Below are 23,241 nucleotides of genomic sequence, written 5' to 3'. Positions count from 1 at the left end.
TACTCCAGCCACCGTTCCCGGATTACAACAACGCACCTGATACAACGATCACAATACAAAAGTACCCTTTCATTGTGCGGTTCTTGCTCAGACCGCTTCAAGATGTCACCACCGTATATGCAACCGCGAATGCAAGCACTAGATCGTGCTTATGTTACCACTCATGGGCACCTATCTTTAAGTCATCTTAAATGACTCTGCGGTGTCTGTTAAACCGTAAGCGTCCAGCGAGAGCCGTATTGACGGGGATGTGCTATTCAGTTGGCAGTATGATGCGCCAGGGAAGTAGTTCGTTGACCTGGTTGACCGGCCAGTCGGCTATCACGTCAAGCACGTGGCGAAGGTAGCTCTCTGGATCCACGCTGTTCAGTTTGCACGTTCCGATCAGGCTGTACAGCAGTGCTCCCCGCTCACCACCATGGTCAGAGCCGAAGAACAGGAAGTTTTTACGACCCAGACTGACCGTCCGCAGCGCATTTTCAGCGATGTTATTATCGGCTTCGGCCCAGCCGTCCTCCGCATAGTACGCCAGCGCCGGCCACTGGTTCAGCGCATACGTGAACGCCTTCGCCAGCTCTGAGTGCCTTGAGAGCGTTTTCATCTTTTCACGCAGCCAGCTTTCCAGGGATTTCAGCAGCGGTTTAGCTTTTTGCTGACGTACTGCAAGACGCTGCTCCGCCGGCATTCCTCTTATATTCCCCTCGATGGCGTATAGCTCGCCGATCCGTTTCAGGGCCTCTTCCGTCAGCGCTGACGATGTGCGGACGTGCACATCGTGGATCTTTCGGCGGGCATGAGCCCAGCAGGCGGCTTCCGTTATCCGGCCATCCCTGTACAGCTCGTTGAACCCGGCGTACGCATCCGCCTGCAGCACACCGCTGAAGCCAGCAAGATGGGTCTGCGGATGGATGCCTTTTCTGTCCGGGCTGTAAGCGAACCACACCGCCGGTGCGACTGCTGATCCAGCGTTGCGGTCATCACGAACATACGTCCACAACCGCCCGGTCTTCGTCTTCTTATTACCCGGCAGCAGCACCTGGACGGGGGTATCATCGGCATGGAGTTTGCCATCAGTCAGGACATAGTCCTGAAGCGCCTCCTCCAGCGGGGACAGCAGCCGGCAGCATGCATCCACCCAGCCCGACAACAGTGAACGGCTCAGTTCCACACCCTGGCGGCTGTATATTTCTGACTGGCGGTACAGCGGGGTATGCTCTGCATACTTTGAGCTCAGCACGCGGGCCAGCAGTCCCGGTCCAGCGATGCCCCGCTCGATGGGGCGTGAAGGCGCGGGGGCCTGCACGATGGCATCACATTTTGTGCAGGCGTGTTTTTCCCGCACGGTCCGGATAACCCGGAAGGCGCTGCGCATCAGCTCCAGCTGTTCGGCGGTATCTTCACCCAGGTAGCTCAGCACACCACCGCAGTCCGGGCAGCATGGCTCTGCCGGCAGCAGCCGTTTTTCGTCACGGGGAAGTGATTCAGGGAAAGGTTTGCGGGTACGGGTCTGACGCAACGGGCGCTGCACGGCCGGGTCATCCACCCGACCGGTAAGGGTATCGCTTTCTTTCTGCAGCCGGTTCAGGTCAGCTTCCATCTGTGCGATACGGCGGGAGACCTTTTCGGAACGGCTGCCGAAATTCATCCGGCGGAGTTTATCCAGTTGTGCCTGCAGGTGGTCTATTTCACGCTCCCGGTTGCTCAGCTTTTCCTGCAGGGCGTGGATCAACGCTTCCTGCTCAGCCAGGCGCTGTTTCAGCAGTAGGATATCGTCAGAAGAGGTGTCGTTCATAAGCCATCATTTTACCAGGCTTATTCTGCGACAACCAGGATAAAGAGACCTACAGCATGGTCAGGGAGGTCAGCAACCGCTTCGGCTGTCGCCAGTCGATGCCCTCGAGCAACATTGCCAGCTGCGCCGGGGTCAGGAACACTTTGCCATCACGGGCTGACGGCCAGGCGAAGCGGCCTCGCTCCAGCCGTTTGGTCAGCAGGCACAGTCCGTCACCGGTAGACCACAGTAGTTTGACCTGAGTGCCGCTGCGGCCCCGGAAGATGAAGACGTGGCCGGACATCGGATCGTCTTTCAGCATCGTCTGCACCTTTGCGGCGAGACCATTGAAGCCGTTGCGCATGTCAGTGATACCGGCAACCAGCCAGATTTTGGTGCCTGTTGGTAACGGGATCACCGTTTGAGCTCCTGTATCAGCAGGGTCAGGAGCTTTTCGCTGACAGAGCCATTGAGGCGAAGCGTCCCGTGCCGGAACGTTACCTCACAGCTGATACTGAGGGTTTCCGGGTCCTCTGCGGGCTGCTCTGACTGTACGACAGCTGCATCCAGAGTCACAGGAAGTAGCTGAGGGCTCTCTGAAGAAGGTAACAGCAGCTTTCCCTCGCGCCATTGTTGGCGCCATTTGAACAACAGATTGGCGTTGATGCCATTTTCGAGCGCCAGTTTTGAGATGGATATCCCGGGTTCGCAGGAGGCAGTAACGAGCTGCTGCTTAAACTCAGGAGAATAATTAGGGCAGCCTTTACGCCTGCCGGGAGTCATATTTTTCTGCATATCTGACACTTTGGTTCCCACTACTTATTTGGTGGACACCACTTTGTCGGATGCTTCAGATTATGACCAGACGGCTTTCGCTGGACGCTTACGTTAAACCCGTTGCGATTCAGTCAGGTGTGGTGTCCGGTGTGGTTTGCTTGGATTACCACTCTTCCGAGGAGGCAGCATAAGGCAGATGCTACAGGTGACTGGTCGTCCGGATATCTGATGCAACGTCACCGGGCGGGAAGACACGTCCCGGTATGGTGTGTTCAGCCAGCAAAATGCCGGCAGCGATCATTGTCATCTTTTTTGGTCATACCAGTTTGGGGCGCGTCTGGGTTTTATGGTTTTAAAATAACAGGGGGATCACCTTTTATACCCCCGAAGATACAGGCATGGCGGGAAGATATTTTACGGAGAAAATGCTTTTCTGACTGACTTTTGTATTATCACTCTGGAGAGTATTAATGCGCAGGCATGATAACTCTCTCCTTCATTATTTAAAACACTGTTCATAGAACATGACACAGGGAAACTTAAATTGATAACATTAAATGGCGTGCCTTTAACGTTTAAGCTTGAGCCAATAATTGACATGTTTTCACAGAAAGTCATCGGTTATGAGATTTTATCAAAACCGGAGGATAACACTGTTAATACTGAAGCTTTCTTTTTATCACTCCCGGTTGAAATTCTCGGAGGTGTTTTTTATGAGCAGCTGAGATTTTTTACTGCACAATGTACGCTTGATCCAGAACGGGTAAGAAATCTGTTTATCAATCTGCCGCTCTGTCTGCTTTTGCGTGAGGGGTTTCTGCGGACATTGCCTGAATACCTGACTGTTACAGATTTAAATCTGGAGATACAGTATGATCCTGTCACCCTTACGCCGGAGGTGATTGATTATGTGAAGACTCTGCTTCCGGAAGGTGTCAGGCTCTGGATCGATGGTGTGGATGCCTGTGGCGGGAGCATCCTTAATGATCCTTCCGGTCCGGGTATAAAGATAGATAAAGAGGCATTCTGGTCGATGTACCGATCGCAGGCGCAACTCTCAGTATTAACTCACTGTTCTGATGAGAGGGTTATCGTTGAGGGGGTTGAAACAGCCGAACATATCAATTATCTCAAAGATAATGGGGTTTGTTTCGGGCAGGGTTATTACTGGCCGGCTATTGAGTACAGATGAATCAAACAGGGACCGTAAAATAATGGTTCCCGGTGTTTTTCTACCGGGTATCTGAATACAGCTTCCCCGATACAGGAGATTCAATGGTCAGTGAGGTATTTATTGATATTATTCTGGCAGATTTGCATATCAGTAATAATCAGGGGGAGTCAAAAATGGCGTGGTTTAATCTGTAGGCTTCTTTTTTCGTTCAGGAGGAAAGCCATATTTGAGTGGGTGCTCTGGCGGGCCTATACAAATATAATTAATTTAGTGACTCCTTCCTGATGCGGTAAAACGTGGCACGACTGATATCTGCTGCCTTCATAATGTGTGCTGGTTTAACGTTTTGTGCCAGCATTTCGCGAACGATTTCACGGGCCTGCATATCTTTTGCTTTCCCCGTATACAGACCTGCCTGTTTTGCTCTCTCGATCCCCTGCGCCTGACGATTACGCCGGGTCTCATAATCCTGTCGTGCCATTGTCGCAAGGATATCGATGAGCATGGCGTTGACTGCGCGAAGAATGCCGCTGGTAAGGTCGTTACCGGACATTTCAACCATCTGCCAGCTTGTTGGCAAGTCCAATGACACAATAACCAGACCTTTACCGTTCAGCGTAGCTTTAAGTTCAGCCCATTCTTCATGTTGAAGACGACTGAGACGATCAATCGCTTCAATTAGAAGCAAATCGCCAGGCTGTGCTTCCGCAAGTAGGCGCATAAGTTCCACGCGCTCCAGCTTCGCACCACTTGCATTCTCAATGTATTCTCCGGCTACTTGCCAGTTTTTGCTTTGCGCAAATTCGCGCAGGCTAACTAATGCACGATCAGCATGTTGGCCTTCGGTAGATGCACGGCAATAGATACGGACATTCATTATGCATTCTCTTTTGAGTATTAAATTGATACCCATATGATACAGTGCATGTTTTTATTGTCAATAGAGTCAAATTTAACCCTATTGATACTTTGTATCATGGTCTTTATCAGGTATACCCTAAATAGACCTAAAAGATGGAGGTAAAATATCTGCGATTTTTGAAAGGAAGGGGATACCCCCATTAGCATTGATGCGGTAAACCACCCGCACAGCGCGCTGGGATATCACTCTCCGAGGGAACTCCGGTGGCAGCGGGCGTTGTTAACTTAAAATACAAAAGTTGTCCGGAAATGGCGTGTCAAGAGCATCCGCAATAATACTATTCTGGCGCGCAATTAGTCGAAGAAAGAATTAATAGCCAATTGGAAGTTTCTTGCCTGGTTTGTTTATTTCTTCCCTCAATTTGAATTGATTGTAAGGCTTGTAGCCACGTTCCCAACGACCGTTGGTATATTTCTTGCAGCGTCGCTCAATAACATGCTCCATTTTTTCCAGAATATTTTGTTCTAATTTGAATAACTGGTCATATGTACCATCGTATCGACGGGCGTCTGCTGATGCAACAGATAGTAGCAGGTCTCTGCTTGGTCCACCGTTTTGGCAAAGAGAGCCATCGGGTACTTTGGACAGGTCTGTTGCAGTTAGCATGAGACCTGGTGACATTGCCCAAGAACTAGCTGATAATGATGCTACTGAAAGAATGGTAGTTACTAATAGTTTCTTCATTATATTATCCTTATTTGAATTATCCATACTACTACTAGGAAGTTAAAATGTTCATATTGGTTTGAACCGTCAGAATGATTCTGAACGGCCTACAGGAGATGGACGCAAGAGGTTATAGCACAATTGATGACTGAAATTTTAATATAACCTTCATAAGGTGATTTGATTTCATTCTTCCATGAGTTCTATTTTTGTCACATTATTGCCATTGCGGTATATTTTCACATCTTCAGACGGGTACTTCACTGCGTTACGGATCTCATTCATTATGTCTATCGTTAACATATCGCAGCCTTCCATATACATAACCTTGCGAGTATCGATATCTGATATGTTAGTGAAACAACTACTGACCCATGAATCAGGTATTTCGATTCCATGTATCAGCTTCATATACTCAATGATTAACTCATCTGTCAGGTGAAATCGTCCGACCGTGTATTGTCCGGCATAGGTATTACCAGAAGACGAAGTTACCCAATCGTTTTTTAAAACCAAAGCCAGCGTATTATTTTCCATTTTCAGACTCCAGTTCACGAATGCGATTGTTCGTCATGTCGGTAAGACATTTCTGTTCATTATTGCAGTCAGACTTTTGCTTTATCCATTCTCTTTGCGCAGGGAGCAAGCGTTTACGTGTATCAGAGCTAAGATTTTTCCAGACTGAATTAAGTTTATCATCGCTTGCTTTATAACTGTGTGTATCGACGTTTGAGGTTACTGCATTGTTTTTGGGGGCTTCGCTATCGCTGTTATAGAAAACGGGTGCAAGTACTCCCTGAGCGTAGTCTTTAGCTGCTTTTTCCCACACACCTTTCCCATTGGCAGTCAACATTTTCCGAACTCTGTGGTGTCGAAACTGTAATTGCGGATCTCGCCATTGAAATCCAGCTTCACGTTAACGGCTGTTGACTTCGAAATGCCAGTCAAGAAATCACCAGCTTCGGACCCGAAGGAACAAGCGACTTCTTTAGAATCACTGACATTAGGGCGTAACCCGTGCATCGTGAATCTGCCGTTATCAGTTGTAGCAGTGATATCTACCAGCGGAACGATTGATGATGATTGCTTTGTCATCGCGAAGCATATTCCCTTCAGATTTACATCCCTGTCCATCCCGAGAAACATCAGTGCGTTTTTGTCGCTGCTGGCGACACCCATTGATTTCGCCTCAGGTAAGAAATAGACGGTACTGGAGGCTGCGGTTATACCTGAAATGAGAACAACACCTGATGCCATGATTTTTAAGGTTTTTATAAGGATAGTCATTCTGGATACCTTCTTTCTATTGCACTCCATCGGGGGCAGATCGCCATCCCGTGAATCTTGCTTGCGAGAAACGCTACTCAAAGAATCATGATCTTACATTGATCTATAAAATCTATCAATATAGTGAAATTGATCTATAAAAACGATCAATTGTGATGTGAAGAATTCCGAGAATGCCTTGATGTAACAGAAACTGAGATAGAGCAACTGGGGGGGTTGGTAGGCGTCCCCCTTACAGGTATGCAAGGGGAGTGTGATTTACTGTGAAAGTTTTTCTAAGTCTTCCAGCGAGTTAATCTCGTATTTAATACCGTTGACAGTTGCATACGATTTACTTGTAGTGCTATCTACCTTGATAGCCAATCCATTGCCTTCGTCTCGGTTTACACCATCCTCCAGCTTGGTTATAAACGTCGGGTTTAGAATGCTGACTTCATGCTTGTCCTTAATCTGCTGCGCAAATTTGTCAGGCGAAATCAGTTCATCAATGAAGGAATGCATTACAAATCCTTGCATTTTTAATAAGTCATGATCGTTTACTGTCTGTGCTTCTACATACGAAACACCAGGTGATCGGTTTCGATTGAACTTAATCACTATCCTTTGTTTTGCCTCGTCGGCGAAGGTTACTTCAAAATGACCATGCCGCCCATCAATGTCATAGCAATTAATACGTTTGATAGCTTGCTTAATCTTTAGCCTAATTCGCTTACGGTCAGGGTTCTTTGTGTCATGAATATCGAAATTTCGAAATTGATCCCAGCCCGTAGTTTGAATTTCTGAGCGGCTGATTTTGTACTGTTGAAATTCTCGTTCAAGTGTCGCTTTTTTATGTTTGTACGAACGAATCTGTTCTGCCAGTTCTTCGAGACTGTCAGTTAAAGTTGCCAGTTTCAGAAGCTTATCAATAGATTCTGAGGCCTTTTCAATCTCAGATTCATACCACGCTGTTTTATCTTCTTGATGGTTGTTCCAGACGTGATCAGCGATTAGTTGCAAAATAGTGTGCTCAAGCTGGTAAGATGTAAACCCTTTTTTACCGCAAGGTTTACCCTGAACAATCTTTGAACCACAGATATAACGGTATTTATTTTCGTTTGAACCTGATTTGAACATAAAAGATCCACACTTCCCGCAGAAAAGAATTCCAATTCCTGATAGTAATGGGATTTCGGGTTCAGGGTTGCCCTCTGGGTATTTTGAGGAGCTTCTAGTAACTGCTCGGTGTCGATCCAGTTTTGATAGAGTGAGATAGTCTATTTCTGAAATCAGTGCCGGGTAGTAATCAGGAATAACGAATGTTTCTTTCAATGGGTGTTCTGAATCCGGATCGTATATAACGACACCTGATTCATCTCGCTTATCCAGCGTAAAGACCTTTTGCCCATAAACAGTAGGATTCAAGAAGGTTCGAATTAAATGCTTGCCCCATTGTTCCGTTTTGGGCTTCAATGCTTGACCTGTCTGGTCTTTATAAATCCTCTTTTTAGGGGCTGGGTAGTGTTCGTTAAGATATCGTTGGATTCCAAGAAGAGTTTCACCGTTTTGTTTCAGTTCTATAATCTTCTGCGCTGCTGGAAAATACATTGGGTGTGGGGTAACGTATCCTGATTTTGTATCTACCCACCAGACATTCTGACCCACTGATTCTATTGCTTTTGCTGGCGTTCCCGCTTTTCTTGTCAGGTTGTACCGTATCAGCGAACGGGCTTGGGCTTCAACCCGATTCTTTTTTGTCAACGATTCGTCGTGGGCGCGTGTGAACATCAACAATGAAATGATTAAATCGGTTGGATTATTCTTTACGTCCGCGTACTTATAGACCTTTTCATCCATGCCAGTAACAACAACTATCCCCTTGCTAAGTATGCTCTTGAATATATCCAAAGCTGTCCAGGCATCATCACGGCTAATGCGGTCAAGGTTTTCGACTACTAGCCACGAACCAACAGGAACTTTAACCCCAATCTGCTTGATGAACTCCGAAAGCTTCCCTTCATGAGCATTTCTTCCTTTGAACGCGGACATGCCGAGATCATGGAAAGCCGTTGTATCAAGTTCGAGATTATAACGGGCCGCAATTTTTAGAGCGGTATCTTGCTGACGTTCCAGGGAGTTACCTTCCCGTTGTTTCACAGATGAAAAACGCACGTACGAATACAGCTTAGGTTTCATTAAGTGTGATTCCCTTCAGATGGTATTGATTGATCAGATGCTAACAGCAGGAATGTGATTTTTAAACAGTGAATAATTATATGTTAGGCAAACCTGCCAATACCCGCTGTGTCCAGCTCTCGGAAACCAATCTGTGCATGATCTTTGACTCACCGATGCGGCCAAAAGTGTGTAGTACCTTGCAGCCATCGTTTGAAATGTGTTCTGTGAACAGAGAGGAAGCGATGACATACTTGCTTAATCTTGAAGAGCAGACCGCTCCTGATTGAGTGGTTTGCACTGTGTCCATCTGACAAATTGCATAATGCATAAACGACAAACCCAGATTTTTAAGCCATGCAGGTTAGTCGTTTCGATCATAGAGCAGAAGGTCACATTTCTCTTCAAACTGCTTCTCTACATTCCTTATATGGCGTTAAGGATATTTTGTTGACGCCAACGTGAGGGGCTGGAGCCAAATCTTAACTTGAATGCCCGGCTAAACGCTGCTTCCGAGGTATATCCCGACTCTTCAGCCACTGCCGCAATGGTATGCTTCGTCCGTTTTAGTATCTCTGCGGATTTATCGAGGCGCAAACTAATCAGATATCGTAACGGGGGCTGGCCGACCAACGTTGCAAAACGGGCTGCGAAAGCTGCGCGGGAAAGGCAAGCTATTTTCGCGAGTTCGGGCACGGACCAGGCTTTCTCTGGTGCGATATGCATGGCGCTTAACACACGACCAATGATGGGGTCTGTTGCTCCAAGAAGCCAGCTTGCCTGTGCTGATGGATCTTGTGCCCAAAGCCTTAATACCCGTATTAGCAATAATTCCATGATGCGTGAAATCATCACCGCACCTCCAGGCTCAGGCATTTTAATTTCATTTAGAATGAAGCGTGATGCTGTCTCCAGCCAGTCCATCGCACCATGTGTAATCTGGCGCAAAACCATAACCTTCGGCAGGCAGGATAGCAGAGGCTCACACAGCCGTTCATCAAGGTAAAAAGTCCCTCTTAACCACTCACATCTTTCTGTGAAGAGGGGGGAGTGCGACACAGTAAAATCTGAGCCGTAGGCAAGCAGAACAACATCTCCTTCATGTAACTCAATTAAGCCTCCCCCGACGTCACCGCACCGAAAGAGTAGCATTCCACTTCTGACTATTAGCATCGATCGCTCATGCCGTCCGAAAGCCAGCTCGGGCAAGGGATCCGATTCATACGCTTCAACGAATCCACCTGTTAATCGGACAGATGCAAGCACATCCGACAAGGCATCGGTCAAGTTAAGAGTCTGTGCAATGTTTTTAATTGAATTTGTCATAGATTCTCTTTTTTATTTTAACTATTTTTTAATGGCAATTTACGCAATCGAAGGAGATGTGTCATGTCAAAAGATAATACTATTATTCTCGTTCATGGTTTTTGGGGGGGCGCAGCACACTGGAGTAAGGTTATCCAGGCGCTTTATCAGCAAGGCTATCGGAATGTCCGTGCTATTGAACTGTCCTTAATGTCTTTTTCAGAGGATGTAAATCGCCTACAGAAAATGGTAAGCCAGCAGGAGGGGGAGGTACTTCTTGTTGGGCATTCATACGGTGGCGCTGTTATCACCGAGGCTGGCAATCTCCCTAACGTGGCAGGGCTCGTTTATATTGCAGCCTTTGCCCCGGATAAAGGGGAAAGCCCGGGGGCACTCACCGAGCAGATACCGCCTGAGGCTTTTTCGAGTATCGCACCCGATAACGATGGCTATTTGTGGATTAATTATGACAAATATCACGAAAGTTTTTGCCAGGATTTAAGCGAGGAGGATGCCTGGGTTATGTCCGTGACGCAAAAAGCACCGCTTGGTGCAACATTTGCTGGCACTATTACCACCCCGGCCTGGCGAAACAAACCCTCCTGGTATCAGATCTCAAGCAAAGATCGCATGATCCATCCAGATAATCAGAAAGTCATGTCGGCACGTATTCTGCCTCGTAAGGTTATCACTCTTGATTCTGGCCACGCTTCGCTTGCTTCACAAGCAGAGGCCGTTACTAAATTGATCGTAGAAGCAGTAGAAGCCACGTCATAAGCAATATGATGGGTTTGAATCAATAGCGGGTGGCGATGAAATACGATCGCCACTTCTCTTCAATTCCAAATGAGATCAGTCCTTGTACGAGAATTTGCATGCTAACCTGTGCATGATCTTTGGCTCACCGTTGCGCCCGAAGGTCTGCTAGGGGCTCCAGCCCACTGTCGAACAGTGTGGCAGCACGCGAGTGCAGGCGATGACGTACCTTCTTGAGCGCGCCTTAAACGTCTTTAATCCTCGCCAGACAGCCGATCGTCAGCGTGCACATCACCAGCGCAATCCAGAACACCGTGTGATAGTTCCAGATTTCGGCAACGATCCCGGCCATTGAGCCTGCGATAATCCAGCCCACGCGGGTGGTATTAGTATAAAGGGTGGTGGCGGAGCCTGCCTGGCCCGGCATCAGATCCTGGAAATAGAGCATGCCTATCCCGGCGAGAATGCCAATATAGATGGCGTTCAGCAGCTGTAAGGCCAGCAACAGCCCCGGCGTATGTACCGTCAGCATACCGATATAGAAAAGCAGACCGGCGACAGCGGCGATGCGCATCAGAAAACGCTTGCCGAAGCGCTTTGCGTAATAGCCTGCGATGAGCATCGTCGGGATCTCAAGCCCGGCCGCGGTGCCCATCATAATGCCAGCCAGCTTCTCCGACAGGTGCAGCTCATTGATAATAAACAGCGGCATAGTAATGATATACAGGCTGTTGGTGCCCCACATCAGCGTGCAGATAACAAACAGGAGCAGGGCATCGCGTCGGTTGCGTCGCGGCGCTTCCAGCACGCCCGTTGCCACTTTGGGCTTTTTGCGCATGGATGGCAGGAAGAACCACACCAGCGCGCCGCACACGACAAATGCGACAGCCGCACTCAGGTACATCACCGTAAAGCCAAAACCCATCGCCAGCGCATAAGCCAGCGGCGGACCAATCACCCATGCCAGCGACACCTGAGCACGCAGGACAGAGCTGAACATCACCGCTTCACGTCCGGTATGGTCGGCGTGTTCTCGGGCAAGCGCGAACAGCTGGGGGTTCGCCGTTGAGCCAAAGCTGCTCAGGAATACCCCGACGAAGAGCAGAATGAAATAGTTTCGGTTCCAGGCAAACAGAATGCAGGCCATGACGCCAAGCAGACAGCAGAAAACGATCAGGCTTTTACGATCGCCTTTTCTGTCGGATCGCCCTGCCAGAAACTGGCTAACCAGGATGCCGATGATGGCGCTTCCGGTAAAGAAGAAGCCCACCATTGCCGGACGGACGTGAACCTCATTAGTCAGAAATAGGCTCAGCGTCGGCGTCTGTAACGCACCGGCTATGCCAGTGAAGAAGGCAACAATCAGGAAGGCCGCTGAGGTCAAATCAAAAGGCTTCGGCGAGACGGCCGCAGGGGTGTTATGCATGTTTTATAATTAGCAGTAGCAGGAAGGGGCGGAGTGTACGCCGTCAACTAAAAAATAAACAGTGGGTGCGGTCAATGATGCCACGAAAAATCAAAATGGCATTTCAACTTACATCTTACCCGGCTGACCTTAGCTGAAACTGTCTTGCTGAACTTCAGCAAAATTCAGCTGAACGAAGAAGAAATGTGCTGTATCTCTAAATTCTGAGATCGAAAATACGAGTTTTCTTGCAAGAGATTGCAGAAAGCGCAAGACTTTTTGAAACGTTTCAGCGCTATCTTGTTTTAACAAACGGAGCAGGCTAGCGCATTTTTTCTCATTAAAGCTGAAACGATTCAAGTTCAGCAGGAGTGGAGAACCATGTTCCAGTTATCTGTTCAGGATATCCACCCGGGCGCTCAGGCCGGGGATAAAGAAGAGGCTATTCGCCAGGTTGCCGCTGCGCTTGTGCAGGCGGGTAACGTCGCGGAAGGCTATGTAAACGGCATGCTGGCCCGCGAGCAGCAGACCTCAACCTTCCTCGGCAATGGCATTGCCATTCCGCACGGCACAACCGACACCCGCGATCAGGTGCTGAAAACCGGCGTTAAGGTTTATCAGTTCCCGCAGGGCGTGCTCTGGGGCGACGGTCAGGTGGCCTACGTGGCTATCGGCATCGCGGCCAGCAGCGACGAACACTTAGGTCTTCTGCGTCAGCTGACGCATGTCCTGAGCGATGACGATGTGGCTGAACAGCTTAAGTCCGCAACCACAGCTGAAGAGCTGCGCGCCTTGCTGATGGGCGAAAACCAGAGCGAAGCGCTGAAACTGGATAATGAAACGCTGACGCTGGACGTGGTTGCCTCCGATCTGGTGACGCTGCAGGCGCTGAACGCGGGTCGTCTGAAAGAAGCCGGCGCGGCGGATGCCACGTTTGTGACGCGCGTGATTAACGATAAGCCATTGAATCTGGGTCAGGGTATCTGGCTGAACGACAGTGCTGAAGGCAACCTGCGCAGCGCTATCGCCGTGAGCCGCGCGGCCAATGCGTTTGACGTGGAAGGCGAGCGCGCGGCCATGCTGGTGACCGTGGCGATGAACGATGAGCAGCCGATTTCCGTGCTGAAGCGTCTGGGCGATCTGCTGCTGAACAATAAAGCTGAAAAACTGCTGAATGCTGATGCCTCCACCTTGCTGGCACTGCTGACCAGTGATGATGCGCCGACTGAAGACGTGCAGACCGCTGAGTTCGTGGTACGCAATGAGCACGGCCTGCATGCCCGTCCGGGCACCATGCTGGTGAATACCATTAAACAATTCGAGAGTGAGATTACCGTGGCGAATCTTGACGGCACGGGCAAACCGGCCAATGGCCGTAGTCTGATGAAAGTTGTCGCGCTGGGCGTGAAGAAAGGCCACCGTCTGCGTTTCACCGCACAGGGTGCTGATGCTGAACAGGCGCTGAAAGCGATTGGCGATGCCATCGCGGCAGGTCTGGGGGAGGGCGCATAATGAGCAGACGTGTTGCGACTATTACGCTGAACCCGGCTTATGACCTGGTAGGATTTTGCCCGGAAATTGAGCGCGGCGAAGTCAACCTCGTGCGTACCACCGGCCTGCATGCCGCGGGTAAAGGGATTAACGTCGCGAAAGTGCTCAAGGATCTCGGTATCGATGTCACCGTGGGCGGATTCCTCGGTAAAGATAACCAGGATGGTTTCCAGCAGCTGTTCAGCGAGCTGGGCATTGCTAACCGTTTTCAGGTTGTTCAGGGCCGAACCCGCATCAACGTCAAGCTGACGGAGAAAGACGGTGAAGTGACCGATCTAAACTTCTCTGGCTTCGAAGTGACGCCGTCTGACTGGGAGCGTTTTGTTAACGACTCGCTGACCTGGCTGGGTCAGTTTGACATGGTCTGCGTCAGCGGCAGCCTGCCGTCTGGCGTGAGCCCGGAAGCCTTTACCGACTGGATGACGCGCCTGCGTAGCCAGTGCCCGTGCATCATTTTTGACAGCAGCCGCGACGCGCTGGTTGCGGGCCTGAAAGCCTCGCCGTGGCTGGTGAAGCCGAATCGTCGCGAGCTGGAGATCTGGGCGGGTCGTAAGCTGCCAGAATTAAAAGATGTGATTGACGCTGCCCATGCGCTACGCGAGCAGGGTATCGCTCACGTGGTTATCTCTCTTGGTGCAGAAGGCGCGCTGTGGGTTAACGCGTCTGGCGAATGGATCGCCAAACCGCCGTCAATGGAAGTTGTGAGTACCGTTGGCGCAGGGGATTCCATGGTTGGCGGCCTGATTTATGGTCTGCTGATGCGGGAATCCAGTGAACATACCTTACGTCTTGCCACTGCCGTTGCTGCCCTGGCCGTCAGCCAGAGCAATGTCGGTATTACCGATCGTACCCAGTTAGCCGCGATGATGGCGCGCGTTGACTTAAAACCTTTTAACTAACAGCAGGAGAGGAATAATGAAAACGCTGCTGATCATTGACTCCGGTCTCGGACAGGCTCGCGCCTATATGGCGAAGACCTTGCTGGGAGCGGCGGCGAACAAAGCACATATCGAGATGATTGATAACCCGGGCGATGCCGAACTGGTTATTGTTCTGGGCGACAACATCCCGGCTGACAGTGCGCTGAACGGCAAAAAAGTGTGGCTGGGCGATATTAATCGCGCGGTTGCACATCCGGAACTGTTCCTGAGCGAAGCGAAAGGGCACGCGTCTGTCTACAGCGCGCCAGTCGCGACGGCACCGGCTGCGGCCACGGGTCCGAAACGCATTGTTGCGGTGACGGCCTGCCCGACGGGCGTGGCTCACACCTTTATGGCGGCTGAAGCCATTGAAACCGAAGCGAAAAAACGCGGCTGGTGGGTTAAAGTTGAAACGCGTGGCTCCGTCGGTGCCGGCAACGCTATCACCCCAGAAGAAGTGGCTGAGGCCGATCTGGTGATCGTGGCGGCGGATATCGAAGTGGACCTGGCGAAATTTGCCGGTAAGCCAATGTACCGTACGTCTACCGGCCTGGCGCTGAAAAAGACGTCGCAGGAGTTTGATAAAGCGCTGGTGGAAGCGAAGCCGTATCAGGCAACCGGCGCGCGTCAAACCGCGACGGAAGGTAAGAAAGAGTCTGCAGGCGCATATCGCCATCTGTTGACCGGTGTGTCTTACATGCTGCCAATGGTGGTTGCGGGTGGTCTGTGTATCGCTCTCTCGTTCGCATTCGGTATTACCGCGTTTAAAGAGCAAGGCACGCTGGCCGCTGCGTTAATGCAGATTGGCGGCGGATCCGCGTTCGCACTGATGGTGCCCGTTCTGGCAGGCTTTATTGCCTTCTCCATCGCTGACCGTCCTGGCCTGACGCCGGGTCTTATTGGCGGTATGCTGGCCGTGAGCACAGGCTCCGGCTTTATCGGCGGTATCATTGCGGGCTTCCTGGCCGGTTACGTCGCGAAACTCATCAGCTCGAAGCTCAAGCTGCCGCAGAGTATGGAAGCGCTGAAACCGATTCTGATCATCCCGCTGATTTCCAGCCTGGTGGTCGGTCTGGCGATGATTTACCTGATTGGTAAGCCGGTTGCGGGCATCCTGGCGGGTCTGACCCACTGGCTGCAAACCATGGGTACCGCGAACGCGGTTCTGCTGGGTGCAATCCTCGGTGGCATGATGTGTACCGACATGGGTGGTCCGGTGAACAAAGCGGCGTACGCCTTTGGTGTTGGCCTGCTGAGTACCCAGACCTTCGCGCCAATGGCGGCCATCATGGCGGCGGGTATGGTGCCTCCTCTGGCGCTCGGCCTGGCGACGATTATTGCCCGTCGTAAGTTCGATAAAGCGCAGCAGGAAGGCGGTAAAGCTGCGCTGGTGCTGGGTCTGTGCTTCATCACCGAAGGTGCGATTCCGTTCGCGGCTCGTGACCCAATGCGTGTACTGCCGTGCTGTATCGCGGGTGGCGCGGTAACGGGTGCAATCTCCATGGCGATTGGCGCGAAGCTGATGGCACCACACGGCGGTCTGTTTGTCCTGCTGATCCCTGGCGCCATCACGCCGGTGCTGGGCTACCTGCTGGCAATCGTTGCCGGTACGCTGGTGGCGGGTCTGTCTTACGCGGTGCTGAAACGTCCTGAAGCGGAAACTGTGGCGAAAGCAGCGTAAGCGATAAACAACAAAAAAGCCGGGTCGCATTACGCACCCGGCTTTTTTTATGCCGCCTGTTCAGCGGTTTGCTGCGCCTTCAGCCATGCAATCTCTTCTGCCCAGATATCCGGATTAATGGTTTCCAGCACCATCGGAATACCGTCGAAGCGGGCGTCCTGCATAATAAACCGAAACGCATCGTGGCCAATGTTGCCTTCGCCCAGGCTGTGGTGGCGGTCAACGCGGCTGCCAAAGGCGCTTTTCGCATCGTTTAAGTGCATTCCGCGCAGGTACTTAAAGCCAACAATGCGCTCGAACTCATCGAACGTGTTTTTGGTTGCCTCGGTTGTACGCAGGTCATAGCCGGCGGCAAACGCGTGGCAGGTATCAATGCACACGCCAACGCGGGATTTATCCTCCACGCCGTCGATGATCGCCGCCAGATGTTCGAACCTGAAGCCGAGATTGCTGCCCTGACCGGCGGTATTCTCAATCACCGCGGTGACGCCTTTGGTCTTGTCCAGCGTGATGTTGATGGACTCGGCAATGCGCGCCAGGCAGGCATCTTCATCGATTTGCATCAGATGGCTACCCGGATGGAAGTTCAGCAGCGTCAGCCCCAGCTGTTCGCAGCGCTGTACTTCATCAAGAAACGCCTCGCGGGATTTTTCCAGCGCCTCTTCAACCGGGTGACCGAGGTTGATCAGGTAGCTGTCGTGGGGGAGGATCTGGCCGGGCCCGTAGTGGTACTTCTCACAGGCGGCTTTGAAATCATCAATCACGTCAGCGGTGAGCGGCGCGGCGCGCCACTGGCGCTGGTTTTTGGTGAACAGGGCGAAAGCGGTCGCCTCAATTTCGGCGGCACGAATGGCGGCATTCGCAAGGCCACCAGCAGCGCTGACGTGCGCTCCAACATATTTCATAAAGGGACTCCTGTTAACCCGAAATGCGTATGATAGCGGGTTAACAGGAGAAGGACGTAGTGGTTTATGCCATCAGGCTATGGACCGCGAGGTTAATCGCGCCGCCCCCGACAATCAGCCAGATGAAAAGCACCAGCGCCATCAGCAGCGGTTTCGCGCCGGCTTTTTTCAGCGCGCTGACGTGTGTGGTCACTCCCAGCGCCGCCATGGCCATCGCCAGCAGCACGGTATCCAGCGTCACCAGCATATCGACTACGGCTTTCGGCAGCAGGTGGAAGGAGTTGAAAATCGCCACCACGATAAACAGGATCGCAAACCATGGAATGGTAATTTTACTCTTCTGATTACTGTCTGCCGGTGCCAGCTGCTTAACCCGCGCGGCCAGGAAAATCAGGAACGGGGCCAGCATCATCACGCGCAGCATTTTGGCAATCACCGCTGCGTTTTCGGCGTCCGGGTTAATGGCGTGTCCTGCCGCGACCACCTGGGCCACTTCGTGCATGGTCGAGCCGATATAGATGCCGTAGGTTTCCGGGCTAAACCAGTGGGCAACCAGCGGATACATCGCCGGGTAGAGGAAGATCGCCAGCGTACCGAAGATAACTACCGTCGCGACCGCCACGGTCACCTTGCTGGCTTCGGCTTTAACGACCGGCTCCGTTGCCAGCACCGCCGCTGCGCCACAGATACTGCTCCCGGCACCGATCAGCCAGCTGGTTTGCTTATCCAGGCCAAAGACTTTCTGACCGATAAAGCAGGCCATCAAAAAGGTGCTGGTAAGGGTCAGGACGTCAATGGCGATCCCGCTCACGCCCACATCCGCAATCTGCGAAAAGGTGAGACGGAAGCCGTAAAGAATGATCCCGAGGCGCAGCAGGTGCTGTTTGGCAAAGATCACGCCGCCGTCGCAGGATTTCCAGATATGTGGGTAAACGGTATTTCCCACGACTATGCCCAGCAAAATGGCCAGCGTCAGTGCGCTAAAACCTGCGCCTGCGATAGCCGGGATGCTGCCGCCCCATAGCGCTACGGCGGTTACTGCTGCGCTGAGCGCAAGGCCCGGCACGAAGTGCCACACTGTACGATGATGTTGTAAGGTGATTTCTGACATAACCTTCTCCTTTGTCTGGCTAAAGGTTACGGCGCTGTGGTTTAAAAATAAAATTGATTATATACTTATAATCAATCTATATAAGTGGTAAGTAATCATGCACATCACATTGCGTCAGCTGGAAGTGTTTGCCGAGGTGCTGAAAAGCGGCTCGACGACCCAGGCGTCACAAATGCTGGCGCTCTCGCAGTCTGCGGTCAGTGCAGCGTTGACCGATCTTGAAGGACAGCTGGGCGTTCAGCTTTTCGACAGGGTAGGGAAGCGCCTGGTGGTCAACGAGCACGGTCGTCTTCTTTATCCACGCGCGCTGGCGCTGCTGGAGCAGGCTATCGAAATCGAACAGCTGTTCCGCGAAGACAACGGTGCGATCCGCGTCTACGCCAGCAGCACCATCGGAAACTACATCCTGCCGGAAGTGATTGCCCGCTACCGCCGGGATTTTCCGACCCTGCCGCTGGAGATGAGCGTGGGCAATAGCCAGGACGTTATCAACGCGGTGATCGATTTCCGCGTGGATATCGGCCTCATCGAAGGGCCGTGCCACAACGTGGATATCATTGCCGAGCCCTGGCTGGAAGATGAGCTGGTGGTGTTTGCGTCCCCGGCCTCGTCGTTATTGCAGGGCGAGGTGACGCTGGAGCGCCTGGCGCAGGCGCAGTGGATCCTGCGCGAGCAGGGCTCCGGCACGCGTGAAATTGTCGATTATCTGCTGCTTTCCCATCTGCCGCATTTCCAGTTAGGGATGGAGCTGGGGAACTCAGAGGCGATTAAGCACGCGGTGCGTCATGGCCTAGGGATCAGCTGTCTTTCCCGGCGCGTCATTGCCGAACAGCTTGAGACGGGGTCGCTGGTTGAAATTTCCGTTCCGCTCCCGAAACTGGTGCGCACCCTGTGGTGCATTCATCACCGCCAGAAACACCTTTCCAGCTCTCTGCAGCGTTTTTTGCGCTACTGCGAGATGTGAAATTGCCCCTCATCCTGGCCCTCTCCCCAAAAGGGAGAGGGAAAAATTATGCTTTACTTATAATCCTGGCCGAGTCATGAAGCTCTCTTATAACTGAGTATTTCTGCCGGAAGGAACGCGGATCGTCTGCTACAATCGCGCCTCATTTATTATATGGACAGCATTTTCATATGGTTTCAGAAATTAAAACCACAGAAGCGCCCACGCTACGTCGTGAACTCAAGGCGCGTCACCTGACGATGATCGCCATTGGCGGCTCAATCGGTACAGGTCTTTTCGTTGCCTCTGGCGCAACGATTTCGGCAGCCGGCCCGGGTGGGGCATTATTCTCTTATATCCTGATTGGCCTGATGGTGTACTTCCTGATGACCAGTCTCGGCGAACTGGCCGCATACATGCCGGTATCCGGTTCGTTCTCGACCTACGGTCAAAAATACGTTGAAGAAGGCTTCGGCTTCGCGCTGGGCTGGAACTACTGGTACAACTGGGCGGTCACTATCGCCGTTGACCTTGTCGCCGCACAGCTGGTGATGAACTGGTGGTTCCCGGATACGCCGGGCTGGATCTGGAGCGCCCTGTTCCTCGCCGTCATCTTCCTGCTGAACTACATCTCCGTGCGCGGTTTCGGCGAAGCGGAATATTGGTTCTCTTTGATCAAAGTGGCAACCGTCATCATCTTTATCGTCGTCGGTGTGGCGATGATCGTTGGTATTTTCAAAGGTACAGAACCCGCGGGCTGGAGTAACTGGGCGATAGGCGATGCGCCGTTTGCCGGTGGACTGTCGGCAATGATTGGCGTGGCGATGATTGTCGGCTTCTCCTTCCAGGGTACCGAGCTGATTGGTATCGCCGCCGGTGAGTCAGAGAACCCGGAGAAAAATATTCCGCGTGCGGTCCGTCAGGTATTCTGGCGTATCCTGCTGTTCTATGTGTTTGCGATCCTGATTATCAGTCTGATCATCCCGTACACCGATCCAAGCCTGCTGCGTAATGACGTAAAAGATATTAGCGTCAGCCCGTTCACGCTGGTCTTCCAGCACGCTGGTCTGCTTTCAGCCGCGGCGGTGATGAACGCCGTTATCCTGACCGCAGTGCTTTCAGCCGGTAACTCCGGGATGTACGCGTCCACCCGTATGCTCTACACGCTGGCATGCGACGGAAAGGCACCGCGTATCTTCGCGAAGCTGTCCCGTGGCGGCGTACCGCGTAACGCGCTCTATGCCACAACGGTGATTGCCGGTCTGTGCTTCCTGACCTCCATGTTTGGCAACCAGACGGTGTACCTGTGGCTGCTTAACACGTCCGGGATGACGGGCTTTATTGCCTGGCTGGGGATTGCCATTAGCCACTACCGTTTCCGCCGTGGCTTTGTCAAACAGGGTCACGATATTAACTCGCTGCCGTATCGCTCCGGCTTCTTCCCGCTGGGTCCCATTTTCGCCTTCATTCTGTGCCTGATCATTACGCTTGGGCAGAACTATGAAGCGTTCCTGGCGGACACCATTGACTGGGGTGCCGTCACGGCGACCTACATTGGTATTCCGCTGTTCCTCATCATCTGGTTTGGTTACAAACTGACGAAAGGAACAAAATTCGTTCGCTACAGTGAAATGGAATTCCCGGAACGATTTAAACAATAACCGCACTTCCTCTCTTTTAACCCGCTCATTCGAGCGGGTTTTTTTATACCCGCATCCTGAAACAAAGATATATTTTCCAATAATTTAATTGATAATAATTATCGTTTGCTTTATCGTTATCAAAAATAAGCGTATCACCGACCCACCGTAGATGTGGGCGGCAAGGAAGACGCTGTGAGCAATGATGAGTTGATTTAGTTGTATTTACCTCATGGAGATATGGAATGTTTAGGTTGAATCCCTTCGTCAGGGGAGGACTTTGTGCGTCCGCAATGTCCCTGGCCCTGCCTGTTATCGCAGCGGAATCCGGCGACACAATGGTTGTAACGGCCTCCGCGACCGAGCAAAACCTGAAAGACGCCCCGGCAAGCATCAGCGTTATTACCCAGGAAGATTTGCAGCGCAAACCCGTTCAGAATCTGAAAGATGTGTTACGGGAGGTGCCGGGCGTTCAGCTCACGAGCGAAGGGGACAACCGTAAAGGGGTAAGTATTCGTGGACTGGACAGCAGCTACACGCTGATCCTGATCGACGGCAAGCGCGTCAACTCGCGTAACGCGGTGTTCCGCCATAATGATTTCGACCTCAACTGGGTGCCGGTTGACGCCATCGAACGGATCGAAGTGGTACGCGGACCGATGTCCTCTCTTTACGGTTCCGATGCGCTGGGCGGGGTAGTGAACATTATCACCAAAAAAATCGGCCAGAAATGGACGGGCACCCTGAGCGCCGATTCCACGATTCAGGAACATCGCGATCGTGGAGACACGTACAACGGTCAGTTCTACACCAGCGGCCCGCTGGTGGACGGTCTGCTGGGGCTGAAAGCCTACGGTAGCCTCGCGAAGCGTGAGAAGGACGGTCAGCAGAAATCCTCTACCACGGCGAGCGGTGAAACGCCGCGCATTGAGGGCTTCACCAGCCGCGATGCGAATGTGGAATTCGCCTGGACACCGTCTGAAAATCACGACTTTACGGCGGGCTACGGTTTCGATCGTCAGGATCGTGACTCGGATTCCCTCGACAAAAACCGCCTTGAGCGTCAGAACTACTCTCTCAGCCACAACGGCCGTTGGGGCGTCGGCAACAGCGAGCTGAAGGTTTACGGCGAAAAGGTGGATAACAAAAACCCGGGCAACAGCAATCCGATCACCTCCGAGAGCAACGCGGTGGACGGAAAATACGTGCTGCCGCTGGGCGAAATCAACCAGCTGATGACCTTCGGCGGCGAATGGCGTCACGATAAGCTGAAGGATCCTGTCAACCTGACGGGCGGTTCCGGCAGCAGTACGTCGACAAGCCAGTATGCCCTGTTCCTGGAGGATGAGTGGCGTATCTTTGAACCTCTGGCGCTGACCACCGGTATCCGTATGGACGACCATGATACCTACGGCGACCACTGGAGCCCGCGAGCCTATCTGGTTTACAACGCGACCGATACCGTAACGGTGAAAGGGGGCTGGGCGACCGCGTTTAAAGCGCCGTCACTGCTGCAGCTGAGCCCGGACTGGGTCACCAGCTCGTGCCGCGGTGCCTGTGATGTTGTCGGTAACCCGGATCTGAAACCGGAAACCAGCGAGAGCTTCGAGTTCGGCCTGTACTACAGCGGGGAAGAGGGCTGGTTAGAGGGCGTGCAGGCCAGCATCACCACCTTCCAGAATAACGTCGATGACCGCATCACCATCAACCGTACGGCCAATGCGAAGCAGGCGCAGAGTTACCCTAACTACGTTGGCCTGAATGCGGACGGTGAACCGATTTTCCGCTACTACAACGTCAACAAGGCGCGCATCCGCGGGGTGGAGACCGAGTTGAAATTCCCGCTGGCGGACGACTGGAAAGTGACGCTGAACTACACCTACAACGACGGTCGTGATATCAGCAACGGCGGCAACAAACCGCTGTCCGATCTGCCGTTCCACACGGCCAACGGGACCGTTGACTGGCAGGCGACGCAGGACTGGTCGTTCTATGTTCAGGGCAATTACACCGGTGAGAAACGCGCGCTGACCAGCAGCGACCCAACGCCGGGTGGCTATGTTATCTGGAATACCAGCGCCGCGTGGCAGGCGACGAAAAGCGTGAAGCTGCGAGCGGGCGTGCAGAACCTGCTGGACAAAGATCTGAGCCGCGACGATTACAGCTACACGGAAGATGGCCGTCGCTACTTTGTCGGCGTGGATTATAAGTTCTGATGCGGCCAGGGTAAAAGCAAAACGGCAACGTAAGTTGCCGTTTTTAGTGTTTGTTCC

The 23,241-nt window shown here is 52.1% G+C and carries 21 protein-coding genes; 8 read left to right on the top strand and 13 right to left on the bottom strand.

Annotated features, from left to right (window positions below; translation table 11 throughout):
• Window positions 1-253: 253 nt before the first annotated feature.
• From KGP24_RS15650 to KGP24_RS15640, 3 genes are read right to left on the bottom strand one after another with little or no spacing between them, the layout of a single operon-like run.
• The gene (locus KGP24_RS15650) at window positions 254-1,792 is read right to left on the bottom strand and encodes an IS66 family transposase (protein WP_112920514.1); all 1,539 of its coding nucleotides are present in this window, start codon (window positions 1,790-1,792) and stop codon (window positions 254-256) included.
• 49 nt (window positions 1,793-1,841) lie between these two features.
• The gene (gene tnpB, locus KGP24_RS15645; RefSeq protein WP_112920513.1) at window positions 1,842-2,189 is read right to left on the bottom strand and encodes an IS66 family insertion sequence element accessory protein TnpB; all 348 of its coding nucleotides are present in this window, start codon (window positions 2,187-2,189) and stop codon (window positions 1,842-1,844) included.
• Window positions 2,186-2,566 (bottom strand): transposase, encoded by a 381-nt coding sequence (locus KGP24_RS15640; RefSeq protein WP_112920520.1) that lies wholly within the window; start codon window positions 2,564-2,566, stop codon window positions 2,186-2,188. The genes tnpB and KGP24_RS15640 overlap by 4 nt, the downstream gene beginning before the upstream one ends.
• A 526-nt stretch (window positions 2,567-3,092) precedes the next feature.
• Between KGP24_RS15640 and KGP24_RS15635 the strand changes: the two genes are divergently transcribed.
• Complete coding sequence (locus KGP24_RS15635) at window positions 3,093-3,740, top strand: EAL domain-containing protein (protein WP_143346115.1); 648 nt, start codon at window positions 3,093-3,095, stop codon at window positions 3,738-3,740.
• A 244-nt stretch (window positions 3,741-3,984) separates the two neighbouring features.
• On the opposite strand, the gene KGP24_RS15630 is transcribed toward KGP24_RS15635, so the two are convergent.
• The 7 genes from KGP24_RS15630 to KGP24_RS15600 all read right to left on the bottom strand — a co-directional run bounded on the left by KGP24_RS15630 (window position 3,985) and on the right by KGP24_RS15600 (window position 10,077).
• Complete coding sequence (locus tag KGP24_RS15630; RefSeq protein WP_143346114.1) at window positions 3,985-4,599, bottom strand: recombinase family protein; 615 nt, start codon at window positions 4,597-4,599, stop codon at window positions 3,985-3,987.
• 354 nt (window positions 4,600-4,953) lie between these two features.
• The gene (locus KGP24_RS15625) at window positions 4,954-5,328 is read right to left on the bottom strand and encodes a hypothetical protein (protein WP_143346113.1); all 375 of its coding nucleotides are present in this window, start codon (window positions 5,326-5,328) and stop codon (window positions 4,954-4,956) included.
• A gap of 168 nt (window positions 5,329-5,496) precedes the next feature.
• Window positions 5,497-5,847: a hypothetical protein gene (locus tag KGP24_RS15620; protein WP_143346112.1), complete on the bottom strand. Its 351-nt coding sequence runs from the start codon at window positions 5,845-5,847 to the stop codon at window positions 5,497-5,499.
• Complete coding sequence (locus KGP24_RS15615) at window positions 5,837-6,163, bottom strand: lysozyme inhibitor LprI family protein (protein WP_223561064.1); 327 nt, start codon at window positions 6,161-6,163, stop codon at window positions 5,837-5,839. Before KGP24_RS15615 ends, KGP24_RS15620 begins: the two co-directional genes overlap by 11 nt.
• Window positions 6,157-6,597: a hypothetical protein gene (locus tag KGP24_RS15610; protein WP_223561063.1), complete on the bottom strand. Its 441-nt coding sequence runs from the start codon at window positions 6,595-6,597 to the stop codon at window positions 6,157-6,159. Before KGP24_RS15610 ends, KGP24_RS15615 begins: the two co-directional genes overlap by 7 nt.
• A 258-nt stretch (window positions 6,598-6,855) precedes the next feature.
• Entirely contained in the window at window positions 6,856-8,772 is a 1,917-nt protein-coding gene (locus tag KGP24_RS15605; protein WP_143346111.1) for a recombinase family protein, read from the bottom strand.
• 405 nt (window positions 8,773-9,177) lie between these two features.
• On the bottom strand, window positions 9,178-10,077 hold the full coding sequence (locus KGP24_RS15600; protein WP_223561062.1) for a cupin domain-containing protein: 900 nt from the start codon (window positions 10,075-10,077) through the stop codon (window positions 9,178-9,180).
• A gap of 63 nt (window positions 10,078-10,140) precedes the next feature.
• Here KGP24_RS15600 and KGP24_RS15595 point away from each other — a divergent pair, with 63 nt between their 5' ends.
• On the top strand, window positions 10,141-10,833 hold the full coding sequence (locus KGP24_RS15595) for an alpha/beta hydrolase (RefSeq protein WP_223561061.1): 693 nt from the start codon (window positions 10,141-10,143) through the stop codon (window positions 10,831-10,833).
• A 223-nt stretch (window positions 10,834-11,056) separates the two neighbouring features.
• On the opposite strand, the gene setB is transcribed toward KGP24_RS15595, so the two are convergent.
• Window positions 11,057-12,238, bottom strand: coding sequence for a sugar efflux transporter SetB (gene setB, locus KGP24_RS15590; RefSeq protein ID WP_223561060.1), 1,182 nt, complete (start codon window positions 12,236-12,238; stop codon window positions 11,057-11,059).
• A gap of 360 nt (window positions 12,239-12,598) precedes the next feature.
• On the opposite strand from setB, the gene fruB reads away from it, so the two are divergent.
• Genes fruB through fruA form a run of 3 tightly spaced genes read left to right on the top strand, consistent with a single transcriptional unit; the run spans window position 12,599 to window position 16,369 of the window.
• Window positions 12,599-13,729: a fused PTS fructose transporter subunit IIA/HPr protein gene (gene fruB / locus KGP24_RS15585; RefSeq protein ID WP_223561059.1), complete on the top strand. Its 1,131-nt coding sequence runs from the start codon at window positions 12,599-12,601 to the stop codon at window positions 13,727-13,729.
• A complete protein-coding gene (gene fruK, locus KGP24_RS15580) occupies window positions 13,729-14,667 on the top strand; it encodes a 1-phosphofructokinase (protein ID WP_008500936.1) in 939 nt (312 codons plus the stop codon). The genes fruB and fruK overlap by 1 nt, the downstream gene beginning before the upstream one ends.
• Before the next feature lie 16 nt (window positions 14,668-14,683).
• On the top strand, window positions 14,684-16,369 hold the full coding sequence (gene fruA, locus KGP24_RS15575; RefSeq protein ID WP_223561058.1) for a PTS fructose transporter subunit IIBC: 1,686 nt from the start codon (window positions 14,684-14,686) through the stop codon (window positions 16,367-16,369).
• A gap of 47 nt (window positions 16,370-16,416) precedes the next feature.
• On the opposite strand, the gene nfo is transcribed toward fruA, so the two are convergent.
• Window positions 16,417-17,274, bottom strand: coding sequence for a deoxyribonuclease IV (gene nfo / locus KGP24_RS15570; protein ID WP_045354228.1), 858 nt, complete (start codon window positions 17,272-17,274; stop codon window positions 16,417-16,419).
• Between the two features lie 64 nt (window positions 17,275-17,338).
• The gene (locus KGP24_RS15565) at window positions 17,339-18,385 is read right to left on the bottom strand and encodes a YeiH family protein (protein WP_223561057.1); all 1,047 of its coding nucleotides are present in this window, start codon (window positions 18,383-18,385) and stop codon (window positions 17,339-17,341) included.
• Between the two features lie 97 nt (window positions 18,386-18,482).
• Here KGP24_RS15565 and yieE point away from each other — a divergent pair, with 97 nt between their 5' ends.
• The 3 genes from yieE to cirA all read left to right on the top strand — a co-directional run bounded on the left by yieE (window position 18,483) and on the right by cirA (window position 23,184).
• Window positions 18,483-19,349 (top strand): DNA-binding transcriptional regulator YeiE, encoded by an 867-nt coding sequence (gene yieE, locus KGP24_RS15560; protein WP_223561056.1) that lies wholly within the window; start codon window positions 18,483-18,485, stop codon window positions 19,347-19,349.
• A gap of 170 nt (window positions 19,350-19,519) precedes the next feature.
• Window positions 19,520-20,989: an amino acid permease gene (locus KGP24_RS15555; RefSeq protein WP_223561055.1), complete on the top strand. Its 1,470-nt coding sequence runs from the start codon at window positions 19,520-19,522 to the stop codon at window positions 20,987-20,989.
• Window positions 20,990-21,213: 224 nt separating this feature from the next.
• A complete protein-coding gene (gene cirA / locus KGP24_RS15550; protein ID WP_223561054.1) occupies window positions 21,214-23,184 on the top strand; it encodes a catecholate siderophore receptor CirA in 1,971 nt (656 codons plus the stop codon).
• Window positions 23,185-23,241 lie beyond the last annotated feature (57 nt).

The organism is Enterobacter sp. JBIWA008 (genome assembly GCF_019968765.1).
Lineage (GTDB): Bacteria > Pseudomonadota > Gammaproteobacteria > Enterobacterales > Enterobacteriaceae > Enterobacter.
This window is presented reverse-complemented; position numbering and strand designations above follow the sequence as displayed.

What these genes read in the sequence shown, in the direction of transcription:
- KGP24_RS15610 (WP_223561063.1), bottom strand. Translation starts at nt 6,597, where the DNA reads ATGACTATCCTTATAAAAACCTTAAAAATCATGGCATCAGGTGTTGTT.
- fruA (WP_223561058.1), top strand. Translation starts at nt 14,684, where the DNA reads ATGAAAACGCTGCTGATCATTGACTCCGGTCTCGGACAGGCTCGCGCC.
- KGP24_RS15615 (WP_223561064.1), bottom strand. Translation starts at nt 6,163, where the DNA reads ATGTTGACTGCCAATGGGAAAGGTGTGTGGGAAAAAGCAGCTAAAGAC.
- KGP24_RS15630 (WP_143346114.1), bottom strand. Translation starts at nt 4,599, where the DNA reads ATGAATGTCCGTATCTATTGCCGTGCATCTACCGAAGGCCAACATGCT.
- KGP24_RS15650 (WP_112920514.1), bottom strand. Translation starts at nt 1,792, where the DNA reads ATGAACGACACCTCTTCTGACGATATCCTACTGCTGAAACAGCGCCTG.
- fruB (WP_223561059.1), top strand. Translation starts at nt 12,599, where the DNA reads ATGTTCCAGTTATCTGTTCAGGATATCCACCCGGGCGCTCAGGCCGGG.
- cirA (WP_223561054.1), top strand. Translation starts at nt 21,214, where the DNA reads ATGTTTAGGTTGAATCCCTTCGTCAGGGGAGGACTTTGTGCGTCCGCA.
- KGP24_RS15600 (WP_223561062.1), bottom strand. Translation starts at nt 10,077, where the DNA reads ATGACAAATTCAATTAAAAACATTGCACAGACTCTTAACTTGACCGAT.
- fruK (WP_008500936.1), top strand. Translation starts at nt 13,729, where the DNA reads ATGAGCAGACGTGTTGCGACTATTACGCTGAACCCGGCTTATGACCTG.
- KGP24_RS15620 (WP_143346112.1), bottom strand. Translation starts at nt 5,847, where the DNA reads ATGGAAAATAATACGCTGGCTTTGGTTTTAAAAAACGATTGGGTAACT.
- setB (WP_223561060.1), bottom strand. Translation starts at nt 12,238, where the DNA reads ATGCATAACACCCCTGCGGCCGTCTCGCCGAAGCCTTTTGATTTGACC.
- KGP24_RS15640 (WP_112920520.1), bottom strand. Translation starts at nt 2,566, where the DNA reads ATGCAGAAAAATATGACTCCCGGCAGGCGTAAAGGCTGCCCTAATTAT.
- KGP24_RS15565 (WP_223561057.1), bottom strand. Translation starts at nt 18,385, where the DNA reads ATGTCAGAAATCACCTTACAACATCATCGTACAGTGTGGCACTTCGTG.
- yieE (WP_223561056.1), top strand. Translation starts at nt 18,483, where the DNA reads ATGCACATCACATTGCGTCAGCTGGAAGTGTTTGCCGAGGTGCTGAAA.
- KGP24_RS15625 (WP_143346113.1), bottom strand. Translation starts at nt 5,328, where the DNA reads ATGAAGAAACTATTAGTAACTACCATTCTTTCAGTAGCATCATTATCA.
- nfo (WP_045354228.1), bottom strand. Translation starts at nt 17,274, where the DNA reads ATGAAATATGTTGGAGCGCACGTCAGCGCTGCTGGTGGCCTTGCGAAT.
- KGP24_RS15605 (WP_143346111.1), bottom strand. Translation starts at nt 8,772, where the DNA reads ATGAAACCTAAGCTGTATTCGTACGTGCGTTTTTCATCTGTGAAACAA.
- KGP24_RS15555 (WP_223561055.1), top strand. Translation starts at nt 19,520, where the DNA reads ATGGTTTCAGAAATTAAAACCACAGAAGCGCCCACGCTACGTCGTGAA.
- KGP24_RS15595 (WP_223561061.1), top strand. Translation starts at nt 10,141, where the DNA reads ATGTCAAAAGATAATACTATTATTCTCGTTCATGGTTTTTGGGGGGGC.